Genomic DNA, 16,920 nt, shown 5'->3' on the forward strand with positions numbered 1-16,920 from the left:
TCAAAGGCTCCGGATCTGCTTGATGCCGTGCTGTTCGAGCAGCGCGGACAGGTTGACCTTCGCGACGTCGTCGACGAAGCCGTTGTCGCGGAACACGCAGGTGACGTCCTGCACGGCCGCCTGCCGCGCGTCGAGCAGCGCGACGATGCCCTCCGCGAGCGCATCGGTGTCGCGCCGCTCGATGCGCGGGTCGAAGCACGCGACGAGCGCGCCGCCGACCACGTAGACCGCCTTGCCGGCCACCGTGACCGCGTCGATCGGCGCGCACAGGTCGAGGCCGCGCTTGATCATCAGCTCGTACAGCAGATCGTAGTCGTTGCGGTCTGCCTTGATGTGCTCGACCGACGCGAGCAGCGATTGCTGCAGGTCGCCGCCGCGCGGATCCCACTCGACGACGTTGGTCGAATCGAGCTTGAACACCCGGAAACCGAGATCGGCGCCATGGCCGGCGTGTTCGGCGTCGATCTTGCGCGCCGCGCGCCGCAGGCGTTCCTTGGTGATCTCCGCGATGTTGAGCGGCTTTTTCAGCTTGGCGCAGAATTCGGCGGCCGCCTTCTGGTCCTTGTTGCCCGCATCGAGCGGCTCCGGCAGCTGCACCAGCGCATAGCGGCGCCGGGCGCCGTCGGCCGCGTTCAGCGCCATCACCGCGTGCGCGGTGGTGCCCGACCCGCCGAAGAAATCGACGATCAGGTCGTCCGCGCCGGTGCACCAGCCGACGATCGATGCCGCGAAGTCGGTCGGCTTCGGCTGGTCGAACGGTATCGCCAGATCCTTGAGGCGCGCGTCGTCCGACCCGCCGAACGGCAGGATCGACGGAACGTTCTCGAACATGTTCTCGTCGAGAAAATAGATCCGCTGCGGCTGCGTGGTCTCGTCCGCGCCGAACTCGACGAGCCCCTTGGCGAGCAGCTCGCGCATCGTGCCGGGCGGATTGCGCCAGCCGCGTTCGGGCACCGGGCAGGGCCGCTTCGTCAGCGGATGCACGAGCGGGATGAAATAGTCGTCCGGCGCCTTCTTCTTGTTCGGCCACGCCATCGACACCAGCCTGTACACCCGCCCGTCGGGCGAGATCCGGTCGTACATCGCCTCGCCGCCGGACAGCGTGGTCTGCGCGCGCACCCAGCCCCGGTAGGACTGGGTCGCCTCCGCGATCGACGCCGCGCTGCCGAGCGCCTGGCGCGCGGCATCCAGCATCCGCTGCGCGTTGCGCTTCGGCCGCTTGAGCGGCGCGTGTTCGAACAGCCAGTCCGCGTTGCGCGCGAACAGCACGATCGACTCGTGCTGGTACGCGATCCCGCGCGCATCGCCTTTCGGATTGCGCTTGTCCCAGACCGCGACGCCCAGTTCGTTTTCCTCGCCGAAGATCTCGCGCATCACCAGCACGAGCGCATGCAGTTCGTGCTCGTCGATGTGCACGGCGATCAGGCCGTCCTCGGCGAGCAGGTCGCGCGCGAGTTTCAGGCGCGGGTAGATCATGCTGAGCCAATCGGTATGGAACCGGCCGCTCGCGTCGGTGTTGCTGCTGACTTTCTGCCCGCCCGCGACCTGGCCCGTCAGCGCCAGGTAGTGGCGAATGCTGTCGGTGAAGTTGTCCGGGTAGACGAAATCCTTGCCGGTGTTGTACGGCGGGTCGATATAGACCAGCTTGACCTGGTTCGCGTAGCTCTTCTGCAGCAGCTTCAGCACCTCCAGGTTGTCGCCCTCGATCATCAGGTTGCGGGTCGACGCCCAGTCGACGCTTTCGTCGGGGCACGGGCGCAGCGTGCCCGTCGACGGAGTCAGCGCGAGCTGGCGGGCGCGGCGCTTGCCGTACCAGCCGAAGCCGTATTTTTCCTCGGCGTCGGTGACGCTGTGCTCGCCGACCAGCATCTTCAGCGCGTCGACGTTGACCGACGCGCCGTGCGGCCCCTCGGTCACGATCTCCGGGAACAGCGCCCTGAGCCGTTCGATGTTCTCGGACACGAGATCCGCGGATTGCGCTTCCGGACTGGACGCCTCGATTTTCTGCATCATCTTTCCCATCAATTGCCTGTCTGCCTGCCGTGTGCCGCTCCGCGCGCGGAATCCGCCCGCGGCAAAGGCGAAACGCTAACGATCCGCCCCGCGCAGGTCAAGGACCGGCGGAGCGCGCCCGCGGGAAATCCGCGCTCGGCGCCGGTGATGTATTACCACAAGTCCGGACCAGGACCGGCAATTCGGCCGCCCGCCGCCCAGGCAGCCCGGCGGGCGCAAGGGCAGGCGGGGCGGCTTGAACCGGGCGGGCGGGGCCGGGCAACGCAACGGGCGCCGGTTGCCGGGCAGGCATGACGCCGCGAAAGCGGGGTGGGGACACGGGACGGGCGAGTGGGTACGGCGCGCAACGGGGCGAAGCGGTCGCGCAACGGCCGGGCGGGGTTGGCTCGCGAAATCCGGCCGATTCGCGCAATCCAGGCCGCTTTCTTCCTGGCGTGAAGCCCGTCTCCGTCGCTCCCCGGGCGCCGTGCGCTCCGCAGCCGGCCCGCGCCGGCGGGCGCGCGAAGGCGCGTCGATCGGCCTTCCCCGGCGGGCGATGCCGCCGGCACGGCGAGCAGGGGGAGGCGGAGCCGTCCGACCGACCGGGATGTCCGGAAAGACATCCTCTTGACGAACCCGCGACGACCGGCGCCGCGATCCGGCTCGAACGGCATCCCTCAGGGGCGGCTCGCGATGCTTTCGCTCTCCATTCGAAGCGCGCCCTCACGCGGCCGGCCGCGCGTAGCGACGCGAGCCGCCCTAGCGCAGCCCGCTCGCCACCCGGCCCATCATGTCGATGCCCGTATCGAACAGCCGCGAGAAGAACGGAATCATGTTCGGCACCATCAGCTGCACGAGCAGCAGGCCGACCAGCATCGTCACGGGGAAGCCGACCTGGAAGATGCCGATCTGCGGCGCGGCGCGATTGAGGATGCCGAGCGCCAGATTCGCGATCAGGATCGCCGCGACCACCGGCAGCGCAAGCAGCAGGCCCATCGCGAACACCGCCGAGCCGAACGCCGCGAGGGTCTGCCAGCCGGGCGCGCGCAGCAGGTCGGCGGAGACGGGCAGCAGCCGGAACGACTCGACGAGCGCGGCGAACACCTGCAGGTGCCCGTCGAACGCGACGAACGCGAGCACGGCGATCGCGTTCAGGAAGCGGCCCAGCACCGGCGTCGCGCCGCTCGCGTGCGGATCGAAGAAGGTGGCGAAACCGAGGCCCATCTGCAGGCCGATGAAATCGCCCGCCGCCTCGATCGCCGCGAACACGACCTTCATCGTGAAGCCGAGCGCCGTGCCGATCAGCATCTGGTTGACGATGATCCACACGCCCTGCGCGGAGAACACCGTAACAGTCGGCATCGCGCCGAGCGTCGGCGCGACGATCAGCGCGATGAAGGCCGCCAGCCCGATCTTCACGCGCATCGGCACCGCGCTGTTGCCGACCACGGGCGCCGTCGCGACCAGCGCGAGCATCCGCACGAACGGCCACAGGAACGCGGTGAGCCAGCCGTTCAGCTGCGCGTAGGTGACGGTGAACATCGGTCGAAGGAAGGGAAAGGGAAGAGACCGGGCGCGGGCCGGATCAGCCCGCGCCGAGCGTCGCGACGCGCAGCAGGATCTCGCGCGTGTAGTCGAGCATCGTCGACAGCATCCACGGGCCGGCGATCACCATCGTCGCGGCCACCGCGAGCAGTTTCGGGATGAACGACAGCGTGGTTTCGTTGATCTGGGTCGCGGCCTGGAACAGGCTCACCACGAGGCCGACGCCGAGCGCGACGAGCAGCAGCGGCGCGGCGAGCAGCAGGCCGACGTACATCGCCTGGTGGGCGAGCGTCATTACGTTTTCGGGCGTCATCGCGATCCTCCTCAGACGAAGCTTTGCGCGAGCGAGCCGATCAGCAGCTGCCAGCCGTCGACCAGCACGAACAGCATCAGCTTGAACGGCAGCGAGATCGTCGCCGGCGACACCATCATCATCCCCATCGACATCAGCACGCTCGCGACCACCATGTCGATGATCAGGAACGGGATGAAGATCGTGAAACCGATCTGGAAACCCGTCTTCAGTTCGCTCGTCACGAACGCGGGCACCAGCAGCGACAGCGGCACGTCTTCCGGGCCCTGCATCGGCGCGGCCCGGGCGATCTTCGCGAACAGCGCGAGATCGGTCTCGCGGGTCTGTTTCAGCATGAAGGTCTTGAACGGCGCGACGCCGCGCTGCACCGCCTGATCCATCGTCAGCGCGCCTTCCGAGAACGGCTTGTAGCCGTCCGCGTACGCCTTGTCGAGCACCGGCGACATCACGAACAGCGTCAGGAACAGCGCGAGCCCGACCAGCACCTGGTTCGGCGGCGTCGTCGCCGTGCCGAGCGCCTGCCGCAGCAGCGACAGCACGATGATGATCCGCGTGAAGCTCGTCATCATCAGCACCATCGCGGGCAGGAACGACAGCATCGTGAGCAGCAGCATCGTCTGCACGCTCAGCGAATAGGTCGTACCGCCGTTCGGGCCGGGGCTCGTGTTGAACGCGGGCAGGCCGGCCGCCTGCGCGAACGCGAGGGCGGGCATCAGCCCGAGGACGAGCGCGGGAAGATAGCGCGCCGCGCGGCGCATCGCTGTGATCATCGTCGAACTGCGGTCGGGGAAGAAGCGGGCGGTCGCCCGCGCGCGTGGCGTCGCGATCCGGGGCGGCGTCATCGTCAGCGGTCCTGGCGGCCGAGACGCTTGCCCGCTTCGCCGCGCAGCGCGTCGCGAAAACGCTGGCCGAACGTGCCGGGCAGTGCCGGATCGGCGGCGGCCGGGCCGCCCGACGGCACGCTCACGCCGCCGGAGCCGGCGGGCAGCGTGTGCAAGAGGCGCACGTTGCCGGGCGCGACGCCGAGCACCAGCCAGGTGTCGCCGATCTCGACGACCGTCGCGCTTTCCTTCGCGCCGACGACGACGCTCGCCACCACTTTCAGCGCGCCGCTGCGGCGCGCCGGCTGGAAGCCGAAGCGGCGCGCGAGCCATGCGCAGCCGAACACGAGACCGATCACGATCGCGAGCCCGACGAGCGTCTGCAGTACCGCACCCACGCCGAGCGACGGCGCGGCCGAACCGACCACCACGCCGGACGCGATCGAACCGGGGTGATTCACCGCGTTCATGTCGGCGGCGGCCGCCACGCCGGCGAGCGGCGCGGCGGCCAGCGCCGCGATCGTGCTGGCAACCCGTCGGATCATCGGTTGAGCTTCCGGATCCGTTCCGACGGCGTGATGATGTCGGTCAGGCGAATCCCGAACTTGTCGTTGACGACGACCACCTCGCCCTGCGCGATCAGGCAGCCGTTCACCAGCACGTCCATCGGCTCGCCCGCGAGGCCGTCCAGCTCGACCACCGAGCCCTGCGCGAGCTGCAGCAGGTTGCGGATCGCGATCTTGGTGCGGCCCAGCTCCACGGTCATCTTGACCGGGATGTCGAGGATCATGTCGATGTCGTTGTGGGTCGACGTCGCGGCCGCCTTCGACAGCGGCTGGAACACGCCCGCGCCGGACGCGCCGGTGTCGAGCGGCTGCTGGTTCTGCTCGGCGAGCGCCGCCGCCCAGTCGTCCATGCCCGCGTCCTCCTGGGGCGCCGCGGCGCCCGCGGCCGCGAGCGCGGCGTCGGCGAGCGCCTGCGGATCGTCCGCGTCGGGCGTCTGGTTCAGTTCAGTCATATCCACCTTCCTTCATCGTGTCGCTGGCGCTGACCATTCGTTGCACGCGCAGCGCGTATTGACCATTGAAAATGCCGTAGCCGCACTCCATCACCGGCACGCCGTCGACCTTCGCGGTGATCGTGTCCGCGATGTCGAGCGGCAGCACGTCGCCCGTGCGCAGATTGAGAATCTTCTCGAACGTCGTCGGGATCTCGGCGAGATCCGCGGTGAGTTCCACTTCCGCCGCCTGCACCTGCTGCGACAGCACGCGCACCCAGCGGCGGTCGACTTCGAGCGCCTCGCCCTGGATCGGCGACGACAGGATGTCGCGGATCGGCTCGATCATCGAGTAGGGCATGCAGATGTGCAGCGTGCCGCCCGTCGGCCCGAACTCGATCGAGAACTGCGTGACGATCACGATCTCGTTCGGCGTCGCGACGTTCGCGAACTGCGTGTGCATCTCCGAGCGGACGTATTCGAACTGCAGCGGGCGCACGCTTTTCCACGCGCTCGAGTAGTGCTCGAACACCAGGTTGAGCAGCTTGCCGATGATCCGCTGCTCGGTCGCGGTGAAGTCGCGGCCCTCGACGCGCGTGTGAAAACGCCCGTCGCCGCCGAACAGGTTATCCACCACGAAGAACACGAGGTTCGGATCGAACACGAACAGCGACGTGCCGCGCAGCGGCTTCACGTGCACCAGGTTCAGGTTGGTCGGAATCGGCAGGTTGCGGGTGAACTCGCTGTACTTCTGCACCTTCACCTGGCTCACGGAGATTTCCGCCGTGCGCCGCATGAAATTGAAGATGCCGATCCGCAGGAGGCGAGCGAAGCGATCGTTGATGATCTCGAGGCCGGGCATCCGGCCGCGTACGATCCGCTCCTGCGTCGCGATGTTGTACGGGCGGACGCCCGATGCGTCGCCCTGCTCGGAGACCGAATCGATTTCACCCGTAACGCCCTTGAGGAGTGCATCGACCTCCTCCTGGGACATGAACTCTTCGTGGCCCATGCGCGCTCCTTCGCCGGCGGCGTTATTGGACGACGAATTCGGTGAACAGCACGTCGTCGACGCGTGCGCTCTGATTGCCCGGCTGGGTCGGCTGCTCGATCAGCGTCTTCAGTTCGTCGGCGAGCGCGTGCTTGCCGTCGAGGGTGGCCAGTTCTTCCGGGTGTTTGTTCGACAGCGCGAGCAGGATCCGGCTGCGGATCTCCGGCATGTGCTGGGTCAGGTGCTCCTGCGCCTTCGGATCGGTGAGCTTCAGCGACAGCCCGACGCGCAGATAGTGCAGGCCGTCGTCCGACTGCAGGTTGACGGTGAGCGGCTCGAGCGCGAAGAAGGTCGGGACCGGCAGCGGCGCCGGCGCGCGGACCGAGGCGGGCGCGTGCAGCCCTTCCTTGGTCAGGAAGACGTACATGCCGCCCGCGGCCGCGGCGGCGGCGCCGAGCCCGACCAGGACGATGAGCGCCATGCGCTTGAGCTTGCCGGTCGGGGCGGGTTTGTCTGCGGGCTGGTTTGCGGTCGTGGTGGCCATTGGGATGCGTGCGTGATGACTCGTAGCATGCATTGTTCGGCATCCGGGGCCGGCGCGATGGGCGGAATAGAAGGGGGAATTACGGCTATCTCAGCCGTTTGTCAGTGTCGCCGTCAGCCCGATGACAGCCCGGCGGCGGCGCCGGCGCGTCCCGACGTCGGCGCCGGGGCTGCCCCGGGCCGGCGGCGCTTCGGTCCCGGCGGGCCGGGTGCCTTCAGACGGGCAGCAGCGTCAGCAGCGGCGCGAGCAGCACCATCGCGACCCCGGCGATCATCATCGTGAGGCTCGACACCACGCCTTCCTCACCGCCGATCTCGCGCGCCTTCGCCGTGCCCACCGCGTGGGCGGCCGCGCCGAACAGCGCCCCGCGCGCGAGCCGCGTGCGCAGCGGCACGACGGCGAGCACCAGTTCGCCGATCAGCATCCCGCAGATGCCCGTCGCGATCACGAACAGCGCGGTCAGGTCGCGCGGCGCATGGATCTTGTCGGAGACGGCGAGCGCGAACGGCGTCGAGACCGAGCGCGTCATCAGGCAGCGCTGCAGCTCGGGCGACAGGTGCAGCAGCTTCGCGAGGAGCAGCGAGCCGCACACGGCCGCGGCGATCCCGACCACGACGCCGACCGTCAGCGACAGCCAGTGCCGCTTCATCAGATCGCGGTATTCGTAGATCGGCACCGCGAACGCGATCGTTGCCGGGCCGAGCAGCCACATCAGCCAGCGCGTGTCGTGGAAGTAGACCGGATAGGGCATGCCGGTGAGCGCCACCAGCGCGACGAGCACCGACGGCACGAGCACGAGCGGCGAGAACAGCAACGTCTTCCGGTACGCGTAGAGCCGCTTGGACGCGAAGTAGAGCGCGACCGTCAGCACGAAGCTGCCGGCCGACAGCGCGGCGTTCGCGCACGCGGACAGGGAGATGGAGGCAAGCGGAGTCATGGGCCGGGCGTTGAAGGTGACGAGCGCACGTCGTTCAGGCGCGGGCGCGGCGCCGTCCGGCGCGCACCCGGACCAGCGCGAGCCGCCGCTCGAAGCCCGCCGCGACGTCGACCGCGATCGCGACCGCGAGCATCACGAGGGTGGTGCCCGCGACGACGACGAGCGCGAGCCGCCAGCCGTCGGCGCGAAACAGGCCGCCGTACTGCACGGCCGCGACCGTCGCCGGAATGAAGAACAGCAGCATGTCGGACAGCAGCCAGTTCGCGCCGTCCTTCACCCAGCCGGGCGCGATGCCGCCGCTCCACAGCAGCGCGAGCAGCACCGCGAGGCCGATCACGCCGGACGGGACCGGCAGCGCGAGCGCGCGCACCGTCCAGTCGATCGCGAACCACAGCGCCGCGAGTCCGGCCGTTTGCAGCGCGATCCGGCCGCCGCGCGCGGCGGGTCCGGTGCGGACGGCGGAGAAAACGGCGGCGAACGACTTCGACATGATGATTCCAAGGCCTTGATTCGATTGACGAAGCCAGTATAGGATTCGCGTCATCATAAATAAAATGACTTACCTCTATTAAAATCATTCCATTTTGGAATTCACTGCCGAAGGAGACGCGATGGAGCTGCGTTCGCTGCGTTATTTCGTCGAGGTGGTCCGGCAGCAGAGCTTCACTGCCGCGGCCGAGCTGATGTTCGTCACCCAGCCGACCATCAGCAAGATGGTGAAGGCGCTCGAGGACGAGATCGGCTCGCCGCTGCTGCTGCGCGACGGGCGCCAGATGGTGCTGACGGACGCCGGCCGGATCGTGTTCCTGCGCGGCCAGGACGTGCTCGCCGCACAGGCGCAGCTGCAGGCCGAGCTGAACGACCTCGGCACGCTCGGGCGCGGCGAGCTGACGATCGGCATTCCGCCGCTCGGCGGGTCGCTCTTCACGCCGGCGATCGCGGCGTTCAAGCAGCGCTATCCGAAGATCGAGCTGAAGCTGATCGAGCAAGGCGCGCGGGCCATCGAGGCGGCGCTCGTCGCGGGCGAGCTGGAGCTGGGCGGCGTACTGGAGCCGGTCGATCCGGCGGTATTCGACGTACTGCCGATGGTGCGCGCGCCGCTGTGGCTTGTCGCGCGGCGCGGCGCGCGCTGGGAAAACGACGTCACGGTGCCGCTCGCCGACCTGTCGGACGAACCGTTCGTGTTCTACGGGGAAAGCCTCGCGCTGCACGACGCGGTGCTCGAGGCGTGCCGGCAGGCCGGCTTCGCGCCGTCGATCGTCAGCCGCAGCGGGCAGTGGGATTTCATGGCGGCGCTGGTTCACGCGGGGGTCGGCATCGCGCTGCTGCCCGAGCCGTATTGCCGGCGGCTCGACACCGCGCAGTTCTGCTGCCGGCCGATCGTCGAGCCGGAGATCTCCTGGGCGATCGCGGTCGGCTGGCTGAAGAAGGGGTATCTGTCGCACGCGGCGCGCGCGTGGCTCGACGTCGCGCGGGAAGCCCGCCCCGTCGATCCGGGCGACGATCTCGCGTTCGGGGGACTGCGGGCGCGGTGACGGCGGGGGAGCGCCGCCTCGCCGTCAATGCCCCATTGCCGGTCCCGCGCCTTTCCTCGGCTTCGTCACCCACACGAGCGCCGCGAGCCCGATGAACGCGAGCCCCGAGATGTGGAAGAAATCGTTCGTCGCCATCATGAAGCCCTGCTGGGTGACGATCTGGTTGATCTGCGCGGTCGACACGTCGCCGAGAATGCCGAGCTGCGCGAGCGCGCTTTGATACGACTGCGTGTTCTGCGCATAGACGTTCACCGATTCGGACAGCACCGCGTGATGATAGATCGCGTCGTTCTCCCAGAAGGTCGAACTGACCGCGGTGCCGATTGCGCCGGACAGCGTGCGCAGGAAGTTCGACAGCCCCGACGCGCTCGCGAGCCGCTCGTCCGACACGCTCGACAGCGTGATCGTCGTCATCGGCACGAAAAAGCATGCGACGCCGATCCCCTGCACGAGACGCGGCAGGATCACGTGGTTGAACGGCACGTCGAGGGTGAACGTCGCATTCCAGAACGACACGCCGGCGAACACGACGAACGCGAAGCTCGCCACCATCCGCAGGTCGAGCTTGTGCATGTTGCGGCCGATCAGCGGCGACAGCACCAGCGCGAGCAGCCCGACGGGCGCGGTCGCGAGGCCCGCCAGCCCCGCCGTGTAGCCCATCACCGTCTGCAGCCACAGCGGGAAGATCACCACCGAGCCGAAGAACGCCATGAAGCCGAACGAGATGATCATCGCGCCGAGCGCGAAGTTGCGGTCCTTGAACAGCGACAGGTCGACGACCGGCTCCTTCTCGGTCGCCTCCCAGACCAGCATGAACGCGAGCGACACCACCGCGATCAGCGCGAGCGCGACGATGAAGCCCGAATTGAACCAGTCGCGGTCCTTGCCCAGGTCGAGCATCATCTGCAGGCACGACACGCCGATCACCAGCAGCGCGAGCCCGATCGCGTCGATCCGCTGCTTGCTCGTCCTGGTCTCGCGGCCGCGCAGCAGGAAGTACGCGCACACCGCCGAGAAAATCCCGATCGGCAGGTTGATGTAGAAAATCCACGGCCACGTGTAGTTGTCGGTGATCCAGCCGCCCATCACGGGGCCGAAGATCGGTGCGACGATCACCGTCATCGCCCATAGCCCGAGCGCGAGGCCGCGCTTGGCGGGCGGATAGCTGCGCATCAGGATCGTCTGCGACAGCGGCACCATCGGACCGGATACGAGCCCCTGCAGCAGCCGGAACGCGATCAGCGATTCGAAATTGGTCGCGAAGCCGCACAGCGCCGATGCGATCGTGAACGCGAGCACCGACAGCGTGAACAGCCGCACCTCGCCGACCCGCCGTGCGAGCCAGCCGGTCAGCGGCACGGCGATCGCGGAGGCGACCGAGTACGACGAGATGACCCAGGTGCCTTCGCTGGTCGCGACCCCGAGACTGCCGGAAATCGTCGGCACGGCGACGTTCGCGATCGACGTATCGAGCACTTCCATGAAGGTGCCGAGCGCGAGCCCGATCGTCAGCAGCGCAAGGATGCCGCCCGACAACGGCGCGGGTTCGGCGGCTGGAGCAGTGGCGGGGGCCATGGCGGCCATGTGCATCTCCTAAGGGGCGCTCGCCCCGGCGTTCTTGCGTCCGGACAGTAAGTGCATTGTCATCTTCTGCCCAGACAGAGAAATAAGTGACCGCTGAGTCGCTTTTTGCGCGATTCCGTCAGTCCGCGTGCGCGCCCTCCGGCTGCGCGCACGCATGGGCCGTTGTTACAGGCCCGTTGGCGATGAAGCGTTGCAGCAGGCTCGTCAGCAGCGCCAGCTCCTCGGCGGAAAACCCCGTCAGCTGCGCATTCAGTTCGGTGGCGATCAGGCCCGGCAGCGCCTGCGCCGCGAGCCCGCCGCGTTCGGTCAGCGCCAGCTCGATCACCCGCCGGTCCGATGCGCTGCGGGTCCGCGCAATGAAGCCCTTCTTCTCCAGCCGGTCGAGCATCCGGGTCATCGAACCGCTGTCGTAGGACAGCTTGCGCGACAACTCGAACGGCGTGCGCGCATAGCCGCGCCCGAGCAGCAGGATCACGCTGATCTGCTGCGCCGTCAGGTCGAGCGGTCCGAGCGCGCGGTCCATCCGCTCGACGAGCGCTTGCCGCGCCTTCGTCAAGTAATAGCCGAGGCTCGATTCGAGCTCGATGTGCTGGGGGTCGTAAAGTCCGCTCATCGTGCGTGGTGGGTTCCGTTGCGTCCGTTGCAACAGTGCATTGCCGGGAAAAACGCGCCCAGTATCTTGAATATTGATTGCATAGTCAATATTATTTCAGTCAATGAGTTATGCGCTGCGAGCGCCGCCCGAGACGATGTTCTGACCGCTTTGACCCACGCACCGCGCCGCGCCCGCGGCGGCTGCGTCCCGAGGATTTCCGCGATGCTGTTCCTGAAAAATGCCGCCGGCGCGCTGCGCCGCAACCTGTCCGATACCGCTCACCACGTGTTCTCCGGCCCGCATCGCGGCTGGAAGATCGCGCTGTACGTGGCCATGCTGGTCGTGCCGGGCGGCTCGCTCGCGGCGCTCGGGTTCGCGTGGTTCGACCAGCGCCGGCATCGCGCCGCGAAGTCGGGCGCGCAGGGTTCGCGGACCGCCTCTGTCCAGGAGCCGTCACCGTGGCCGGCCGCCGCCGCGCCCGCCGTCCGCTGCCCGTGAATCGCCCGCCCCGCCGCCCGTAACGGGCGGTAAACCGGTCATCCGCACCGGTAACACATCGCACCCCGTCCCCGCTTTACCCTTACATCTGCGCATTCCCGCATCCGTCAGTTACCATTTCGGCCACGCCCCGCGCGACTCGGCCGCATCGTCCGCATGCCCGACCCACGGGTGGCCGCCTCGACAGGAATCCAGAACATGCCGTTTGCCCCCCAACCGCGCGCACCCCGCACGCTGAGCGCGGCGGTTGCCGTTGCCGCCGCCGCGCTGCTTGCCGGCTGCGCCGTCGGGCCCGACTACCACCGTCCGGACACGCCGGTGCCCGCCGCGTTCAAGGAAGCGCCGGCCGGCTGGAAGGTCGCGCAGCCGGACGACCGCACCGACCGCGGCGCATGGTGGTCCGTCTACGACGATCCGCAGCTCGATACGCTGGTAACCCGGCTCAACGCATCGAACCAGACCGTCGCGCAATACGCGGCGGCCTACCGGCAAGCCCGCGCGCTCGTCGCCGAAGCCCGCGCGTCGTATTTCCCGACCCTCGGCCTGACGGCGGGCGGCACCCGTTCCGGCAGCGCGGTATCGTCGAACGGCAGCAGCGCATCCCGCACCGTCAGCAACAGCTTCAACGCCGGTCTCGACGCGTCGTGGGAGCCGGACCTGTGGGGCAAGGTCAGCCGCACGGTCGGCGCGCAGAAGGCGGGGGAGGCCGCGGCGGCGGCCGATCTGGCGAACGCGCGGCTGTCCGCGCAGGCGACGCTCGCGCAAACCTACTTCCAGCTGCGCGCCGCCGATTCCGCGCAGCAGCTGCTCGACGAAACCGTCGCGTCGTACCAGAAATCGCTGCAACTCACCGAAAACCAGTATGCGCAAGGCGTCGCGGCCCGCGCGGACGTGATCCAGGCGCAGACCCAGCTGCAATCGGCCCAGGCCGCCGCGATCGACAACGGGGTCGCCCGCGCGCAGTACGAGCACGCGATCGCCACGCTGATCGGCGAACCCGCGTCGACGTTCTCGCTGCCGGCGATGCCGCTCACGGCCGAGCCGCCGACCACGCCGCTCGAAGTGCCGTCGGCGATCCTCGAACGGCGCCCGGACGTCGCCGCGGCAGAGCGGCGCGCGGCCGCCGCGAACGAGCAGATCGGTGTCGCGATCGCCGCGTTTTTCCCGACCCTCACGCTGTCGGCGACGGGCGGCTTCCAGAATTCGGTGCTGTCGCAGCTGTTCACGCTGCCGTCGCGCATGTGGACCGTCGGGCCGCAGCTGGCCGCGACGCTGTTCGACGCCGGCCTGCGCGCCGCGCAGACCGACGCCGCGCGCGCGACCTACGACCAGGACGTCGCGACCTACCGGTCGACCGTGCTGTCGGCATTCCAGGACGTCGAGGACAACCTCGCGTCGCTGCGAATCCTGGAGCGCGAAGTCGTCGTGCAGCGGCAAGCGGTCGATTCCGCGCAGCACGCGCTCGACATCACGCTGAATCAGTACAAGGCGGGCACCGTCGCGTACCTGAACGTGCTGACCGCGCAAACCACCGCGTTCAGCGCGAAACAGAAGCTCGAAAGCCTGGCGGGGCAGCGGATGGTGTCGTCGGTGGGACTCGTGAAGGCGCTCGGCGGCGGCTGGGATGTGTCGCAGATGGCCCGCGAGACGGGCAGCGCGCAGGCACCCGCCGCGTTGCCGGCGTCCAGCGTGCCCGCCGCAAGCGCCCCGATAGCCGTGCCGGTCGCGCAGAACTGACGCCGCTCAGGCGCCCGCGCTCACCGCGCGGCGTCGCCGTAGATCAGCGACACCGATCCGTCGCCGACCGGATGACCGAGCAGGTTCAGCAGCCCGGCGAGATTGTCGCGCTGTTCGGGCGTCGCGCTTGCGCTGCCGCGAAACGACGCCTGATTCGGGCCGAAGGTGCCGCGCCCCGTCATGAGCAGCGGCCCCTTGAGCGTCGTCAGATCGAGCGTGGATGCCGCGCCCTGCGCCTGCAGCACCGCGCGATAGGAGCCGAGCGGCTTCACGCGCGACACGCGCGACGTCATGTCGGTAATCGTCACGGTCATCTGGCCGAACGCGTCGTTGCCGAACAGCCGCCAGTCGCTCCAGTCGATCCGCACGTCGCCCTGCAGGTCGAGCGTGTTGAACGGCGTGCCGAGCCCGGCCAGCAGCGACGCGGGCACCGACATCGACCCGGCGGACAGCACCGCGCCGCGCAGCGTCGCATCGAGCGTCACCGCATTGGGCATCGCATCGGTCTGGCGCATCTGCATCCGCACCCGCCCGGTGAACAGCGGCCAGAACTGCGTGTGCCATTCGACCCGGCCCGGCAGCAGCGTCGACGCGCTGCGATCCGCGCCCGGCGCAAGCAGCAGCGTCGCCGAGCCTTCCCACAGCGAACCGGACGGATTGACGAGATTCACGTGCCCGCCCGTCGCCTGCGCGAATTGCGGCGTGACCCACGCGGCGGGCAGCAGCGTCACGAGCGTCAGCAGGATCGCGAGGCCGCCCGCGGCGATCCACGGCAGAGCAGCGCGCAGGCGCATCCAGCGTGTCATCGAAAGAGGCGCCCCGCGCAACGTGCGCCGGCTAGGCGCCCCGGCTTCATCGAACCCGTGTCCATCATTCTCCGCATCGGCGCGCTCATTTCGCCGCGGCAGGCTGCATCACCGCGCTCAGGTCGACCTGGCCGTCCGCCTTCAGCGCGGTCACGTGCGCTTCGCCGACCTGCACCTTGAACTGCCGGCGCACGTCGTCGAGCCACTGCGTCCAGACGGGAAACGCCGCGTTCTTCAACTGGATCTGCACGCCGCTGCCGACGATCTGCAGCTGCGCGGCGGCCAGTCCGTGATCGGACAGCGACGCGGTGAGCGCGTCCTTCAGCGCGAGCCCGGTCGGCGCGACGCCCTGCGCGGCGGCGGCCAGCGATCGCGCCTCGTTCGCCTGCGCGGTCATCTGCGCGAGCTGGCGCTGCATCGTCGGCAACTCGCGCCGGATCTTGTCGCGGCCATCCTGCGCGGGCGACCACAGCATCGAATAGGCGATCGCCAGCAGCAGCAGCGCGCCGCCCCAGCCGATCATCACCTTCTCGCGGCCGGTGCGGCCTTCCCAGAAGTTGGTCCAGGTTTCGTTCAGCTCGGCTTTCATGACCGGCTCCGGATAGTCCACTTGCCCGTGCTGCTGTCGATCTCGCCCGTGAGACCGTTGCGCGCCAGACGCTGGTTGAAATCGGGATCGACCTTGACCTCGGGCTTGAACCCGACGTCGAGACGGCGATCGTGATAGTCGAGCGACGCGATGCCGTTCGCGGGCAGCGGCCCGAGCGAACGCGATACGCCGCTCGCGAGCGACAGAAAATCGTTCGGCGACAATTCGCCGGCGGACACCCTCAGCTGATCGAGCTGGCGCGACATCTGCGCGGCCGGATCGAGCACCGTCGTGGTCTTCGGGAACGCGGACAGCAGCGTCTCGGTGATCTGCGCGGACAGCGCATCGCGCTCGCGCGACAGCTTCCACCAATCGAGATTCATGCCGACGAGCGCCACCAGCAGCGACAGCGCGGCAAGCGCGATCGGCACGCGCAGGCGCTTGAGCGTCGCGCGGTCGAAGCGCCACGGCGTGACTTCGAATTCGAACTGGCACAGGTCGAACCGCTCGTCGAGCGCGCGGCGCGCGAACGTATCGAACGGCAGGTTGGCCGCCCCGGCCAGCAAGCGCGCGTCGTCGCGCTGCTTCACCGACGACAGCTGCGGCTCCGCGCCCGGTTCGCCAAGCTCGTACAGCTCGAGCGGCGCGCCGCCCGTCAGCGCCGCGAGCGTCGCGTGCGCGGCGGTGGCCGGCGCGGCGAACCCTTCGCCCAGCCGACCGCGCGCGAGCGCCAGTTCGAGACGCGGCGCGGCGGGCGCCGCGGGAGCCAGCGCCGATTCTTCCGCGAGCGACGGCGCGGCGGTTTCGGCGATGCCGAGCACCACGGCCACCACCGCCTCGCGCGGCGGGGCGGTCTCGACGGCCGGATCGCCCGAGCCGGCGGCTTCGGTCGCTTCGCCGTCCAGCGCGGCAGCGGCCGCCGCCTCGCTGACCGCGGCGAGCGCATCGGTTTCGCGCTGCACGGGGGCTGTCGGCAACGGCAGGCAGCGGGTCGCGGACACCGCGCGCATATGGCGATGGCCCGCGGCCGTGAAGGCCTCGATGACGAACTTGAACCATCCGCGATCGACGATCGCCAGCACCCGGCGGCCGTCGTCGAGCGCGGCGGGATCGAGCGCGATGTGGCAGCCTTGCGGATCCTGGATCAGCTGATCCTCGACGATGTTCGGCAGCGCCTGCTTGAGCTTCTGCCCCTTCAACGGCGGCACGGCCGTCGCCAGCATCAGCAGGTCGCGCGCGGCGACGACGAGCACCGCCGAGGCCGCGTGCGGCAGCAGGGCCAGCGACGCGCGACCCGCGCGCTGCAGATGGCCGCCCTTGTCGATCAGCGCGAACGACAGCTCGGGCCATTGCCATTCCTGCAACGACACGGCCGGCTCGCGCGGCGGCAGTAAAACAATCAACGTGCTCAAGAGCTCCTCTCCCGAATGGCGTTG

The 16,920-nt window shown here is 68.9% G+C and carries 18 protein-coding genes; 3 read left to right on the top strand and 15 right to left on the bottom strand.

All coding sequences use genetic code 11. The features are described from left to right. From RZR99_RS08230 to RZR99_RS08275, 10 genes are all read right to left on the bottom strand, one after another. On the bottom strand, positions 1 to 2,013 hold the full coding sequence (locus tag RZR99_RS08230; protein ID WP_323119259.1) for a site-specific DNA-methyltransferase: 2,013 nt from the start codon (positions 2,011 to 2,013) through the stop codon (positions 1 to 3). A gap of 738 nt (positions 2,014 to 2,751) precedes the next feature. Beyond that, entirely contained in the window at positions 2,752 to 3,534 is a 783-nt protein-coding gene (gene fliR / locus RZR99_RS08235) for a flagellar biosynthetic protein FliR (protein WP_323119260.1), read from the bottom strand. Positions 3,535 to 3,577: 43 nt separating this feature from the next. Next, entirely contained in the window at positions 3,578 to 3,850 is a 273-nt protein-coding gene (gene fliQ, locus RZR99_RS08240; protein WP_323119261.1) for a flagellar biosynthesis protein FliQ, read from the bottom strand. Between the two features lie 11 nt (positions 3,851 to 3,861). After that, positions 3,862 to 4,620, bottom strand: a complete 759-nt coding sequence (gene fliP / locus RZR99_RS08245; RefSeq protein ID WP_323119473.1) for a flagellar type III secretion system pore protein FliP — start codon at positions 4,618 to 4,620, stop codon at positions 3,862 to 3,864. Between the two features lie 74 nt (positions 4,621 to 4,694). Next, entirely contained in the window at positions 4,695 to 5,216 is a 522-nt protein-coding gene (gene fliO, locus RZR99_RS08250) for a flagellar biosynthetic protein FliO (RefSeq protein WP_323119262.1), read from the bottom strand. Continuing rightward, positions 5,213 to 5,689: a flagellar motor switch protein FliN gene (fliN, locus tag RZR99_RS08255; RefSeq protein ID WP_323119263.1), complete on the bottom strand. Its 477-nt coding sequence runs from the start codon at positions 5,687 to 5,689 to the stop codon at positions 5,213 to 5,215. Before fliN ends, fliO begins: the two co-directional genes overlap by 4 nt. Next, complete coding sequence (fliM, locus tag RZR99_RS08260) at positions 5,682 to 6,680, bottom strand: flagellar motor switch protein FliM (protein ID WP_323119264.1); 999 nt, start codon at positions 6,678 to 6,680, stop codon at positions 5,682 to 5,684. The genes fliN and fliM overlap by 8 nt, the downstream gene beginning before the upstream one ends. A gap of 22 nt (positions 6,681 to 6,702) precedes the next feature. After that, on the bottom strand, positions 6,703 to 7,236 hold the full coding sequence (fliL, locus tag RZR99_RS08265) for a flagellar basal body-associated protein FliL (RefSeq protein ID WP_323119265.1): 534 nt from the start codon (positions 7,234 to 7,236) through the stop codon (positions 6,703 to 6,705). Between the two features lie 181 nt (positions 7,237 to 7,417). After that, complete coding sequence (locus tag RZR99_RS08270) at positions 7,418 to 8,140, bottom strand: LrgB family protein (RefSeq protein ID WP_323119266.1); 723 nt, start codon at positions 8,138 to 8,140, stop codon at positions 7,418 to 7,420. Positions 8,141 to 8,174: 34 nt separating this feature from the next. Then, positions 8,175 to 8,630, bottom strand: coding sequence for a CidA/LrgA family protein (locus tag RZR99_RS08275; RefSeq protein WP_323119267.1), 456 nt, complete (start codon positions 8,628 to 8,630; stop codon positions 8,175 to 8,177). A 121-nt stretch (positions 8,631 to 8,751) separates the two neighbouring features. On the opposite strand from RZR99_RS08275, the gene RZR99_RS08280 reads away from it, so the two are divergent. Then, entirely contained in the window at positions 8,752 to 9,675 is a 924-nt protein-coding gene (locus RZR99_RS08280; RefSeq protein ID WP_323119268.1) for a LysR family transcriptional regulator, read from the top strand. Between the two features lie 24 nt (positions 9,676 to 9,699). Here the strand turns inward: RZR99_RS08280 and RZR99_RS08285 are convergent, their stop codons facing one another. Beyond that, positions 9,700 to 11,259 carry a DHA2 family efflux MFS transporter permease subunit gene (locus RZR99_RS08285; RefSeq protein ID WP_323119269.1) on the bottom strand — a complete coding sequence of 520 codons (1,560 nt, stop codon included), beginning with the start codon at positions 11,257 to 11,259 and terminating at the stop codon, positions 9,700 to 9,702. 118 nt (positions 11,260 to 11,377) lie between these two features. Continuing rightward, positions 11,378 to 11,872, bottom strand: a complete 495-nt coding sequence (locus RZR99_RS08290) for a MarR family winged helix-turn-helix transcriptional regulator (protein ID WP_323119270.1) — start codon at positions 11,870 to 11,872, stop codon at positions 11,378 to 11,380. 204 nt (positions 11,873 to 12,076) lie between these two features. On the opposite strand from RZR99_RS08290, the gene RZR99_RS08295 reads away from it, so the two are divergent. After that, positions 12,077 to 12,352 (top strand): multidrug ABC transporter ATPase, encoded by a 276-nt coding sequence (locus RZR99_RS08295; protein WP_323119271.1) that lies wholly within the window; start codon positions 12,077 to 12,079, stop codon positions 12,350 to 12,352. Positions 12,353 to 12,550: 198 nt separating this feature from the next. Then, complete coding sequence (locus RZR99_RS08300; RefSeq protein WP_323119272.1) at positions 12,551 to 14,089, top strand: efflux transporter outer membrane subunit; 1,539 nt, start codon at positions 12,551 to 12,553, stop codon at positions 14,087 to 14,089. 20 nt (positions 14,090 to 14,109) lie between these two features. Here RZR99_RS08300 and RZR99_RS08305 read toward each other — a convergent pair whose 3' ends face one another. The 3 genes from RZR99_RS08305 to gspL form a co-directional block, all read right to left on the bottom strand. Continuing rightward, positions 14,110 to 14,895 (bottom strand): type II secretion system protein N, encoded by a 786-nt coding sequence (locus RZR99_RS08305; protein ID WP_323119273.1) that lies wholly within the window; start codon positions 14,893 to 14,895, stop codon positions 14,110 to 14,112. An 85-nt stretch (positions 14,896 to 14,980) separates the two neighbouring features. Further along, entirely contained in the window at positions 14,981 to 15,484 is a 504-nt protein-coding gene (locus tag RZR99_RS08310) for a type II secretion system protein M (RefSeq protein ID WP_323119274.1), read from the bottom strand. Then, positions 15,481 to 16,896, bottom strand: a complete 1,416-nt coding sequence (gene gspL / locus RZR99_RS08315; protein WP_323119275.1) for a type II secretion system protein GspL — start codon at positions 16,894 to 16,896, stop codon at positions 15,481 to 15,483. Before gspL ends, RZR99_RS08310 begins: the two co-directional genes overlap by 4 nt. Positions 16,897 to 16,920: the final 24 nt, after the last annotated feature.

The organism is Burkholderia alba (assembly GCF_034721475.1).
In the GTDB taxonomy this organism is placed as follows: Bacteria; Pseudomonadota; Gammaproteobacteria; order Burkholderiales; family Burkholderiaceae; genus Burkholderia; species Burkholderia alba.

Bases quoted from the DNA above. Each gene is read 5' to 3' on its own strand.
- RZR99_RS08230 (WP_323119259.1), bottom strand. From the start codon at position 2,013: ATGATGCAGAAAATCGAGGCGTCCAGTCCGGAAGCGCAATCCGCGGAT.
- fliR (WP_323119260.1), bottom strand. From the start codon at position 3,534: ATGTTCACCGTCACCTACGCGCAGCTGAACGGCTGGCTCACCGCGTTC.
- fliQ (WP_323119261.1), bottom strand. From the start codon at position 3,850: ATGACGCCCGAAAACGTAATGACGCTCGCCCACCAGGCGATGTACGTC.
- fliP (WP_323119473.1), bottom strand. From the start codon at position 4,620: ATGATCACAGCGATGCGCCGCGCGGCGCGCTATCTTCCCGCGCTCGTC.
- fliO (WP_323119262.1), bottom strand. From the start codon at position 5,216: ATGATCCGACGGGTTGCCAGCACGATCGCGGCGCTGGCCGCCGCGCCG.
- fliN (WP_323119263.1), bottom strand. From the start codon at position 5,689: ATGACTGAACTGAACCAGACGCCCGACGCGGACGATCCGCAGGCGCTC.
- fliM (WP_323119264.1), bottom strand. From the start codon at position 6,680: ATGGGCCACGAAGAGTTCATGTCCCAGGAGGAGGTCGATGCACTCCTC.
- fliL (WP_323119265.1), bottom strand. From the start codon at position 7,236: ATGCATGCTACGAGTCATCACGCACGCATCCCAATGGCCACCACGACC.
- RZR99_RS08270 (WP_323119266.1), bottom strand. From the start codon at position 8,140: ATGACTCCGCTTGCCTCCATCTCCCTGTCCGCGTGCGCGAACGCCGCG.
- RZR99_RS08275 (WP_323119267.1), bottom strand. From the start codon at position 8,630: ATGTCGAAGTCGTTCGCCGCCGTTTTCTCCGCCGTCCGCACCGGACCC.
- RZR99_RS08280 (WP_323119268.1), top strand. From the start codon at position 8,752: ATGGAGCTGCGTTCGCTGCGTTATTTCGTCGAGGTGGTCCGGCAGCAG.
- RZR99_RS08285 (WP_323119269.1), bottom strand. From the start codon at position 11,259: ATGGCCGCCATGGCCCCCGCCACTGCTCCAGCCGCCGAACCCGCGCCG.
- RZR99_RS08290 (WP_323119270.1), bottom strand. From the start codon at position 11,872: ATGAGCGGACTTTACGACCCCCAGCACATCGAGCTCGAATCGAGCCTC.
- RZR99_RS08295 (WP_323119271.1), top strand. From the start codon at position 12,077: ATGCTGTTCCTGAAAAATGCCGCCGGCGCGCTGCGCCGCAACCTGTCC.
- RZR99_RS08300 (WP_323119272.1), top strand. From the start codon at position 12,551: ATGCCGTTTGCCCCCCAACCGCGCGCACCCCGCACGCTGAGCGCGGCG.
- RZR99_RS08305 (WP_323119273.1), bottom strand. From the start codon at position 14,895: ATGACACGCTGGATGCGCCTGCGCGCTGCTCTGCCGTGGATCGCCGCG.
- RZR99_RS08310 (WP_323119274.1), bottom strand. From the start codon at position 15,484: ATGAAAGCCGAGCTGAACGAAACCTGGACCAACTTCTGGGAAGGCCGC.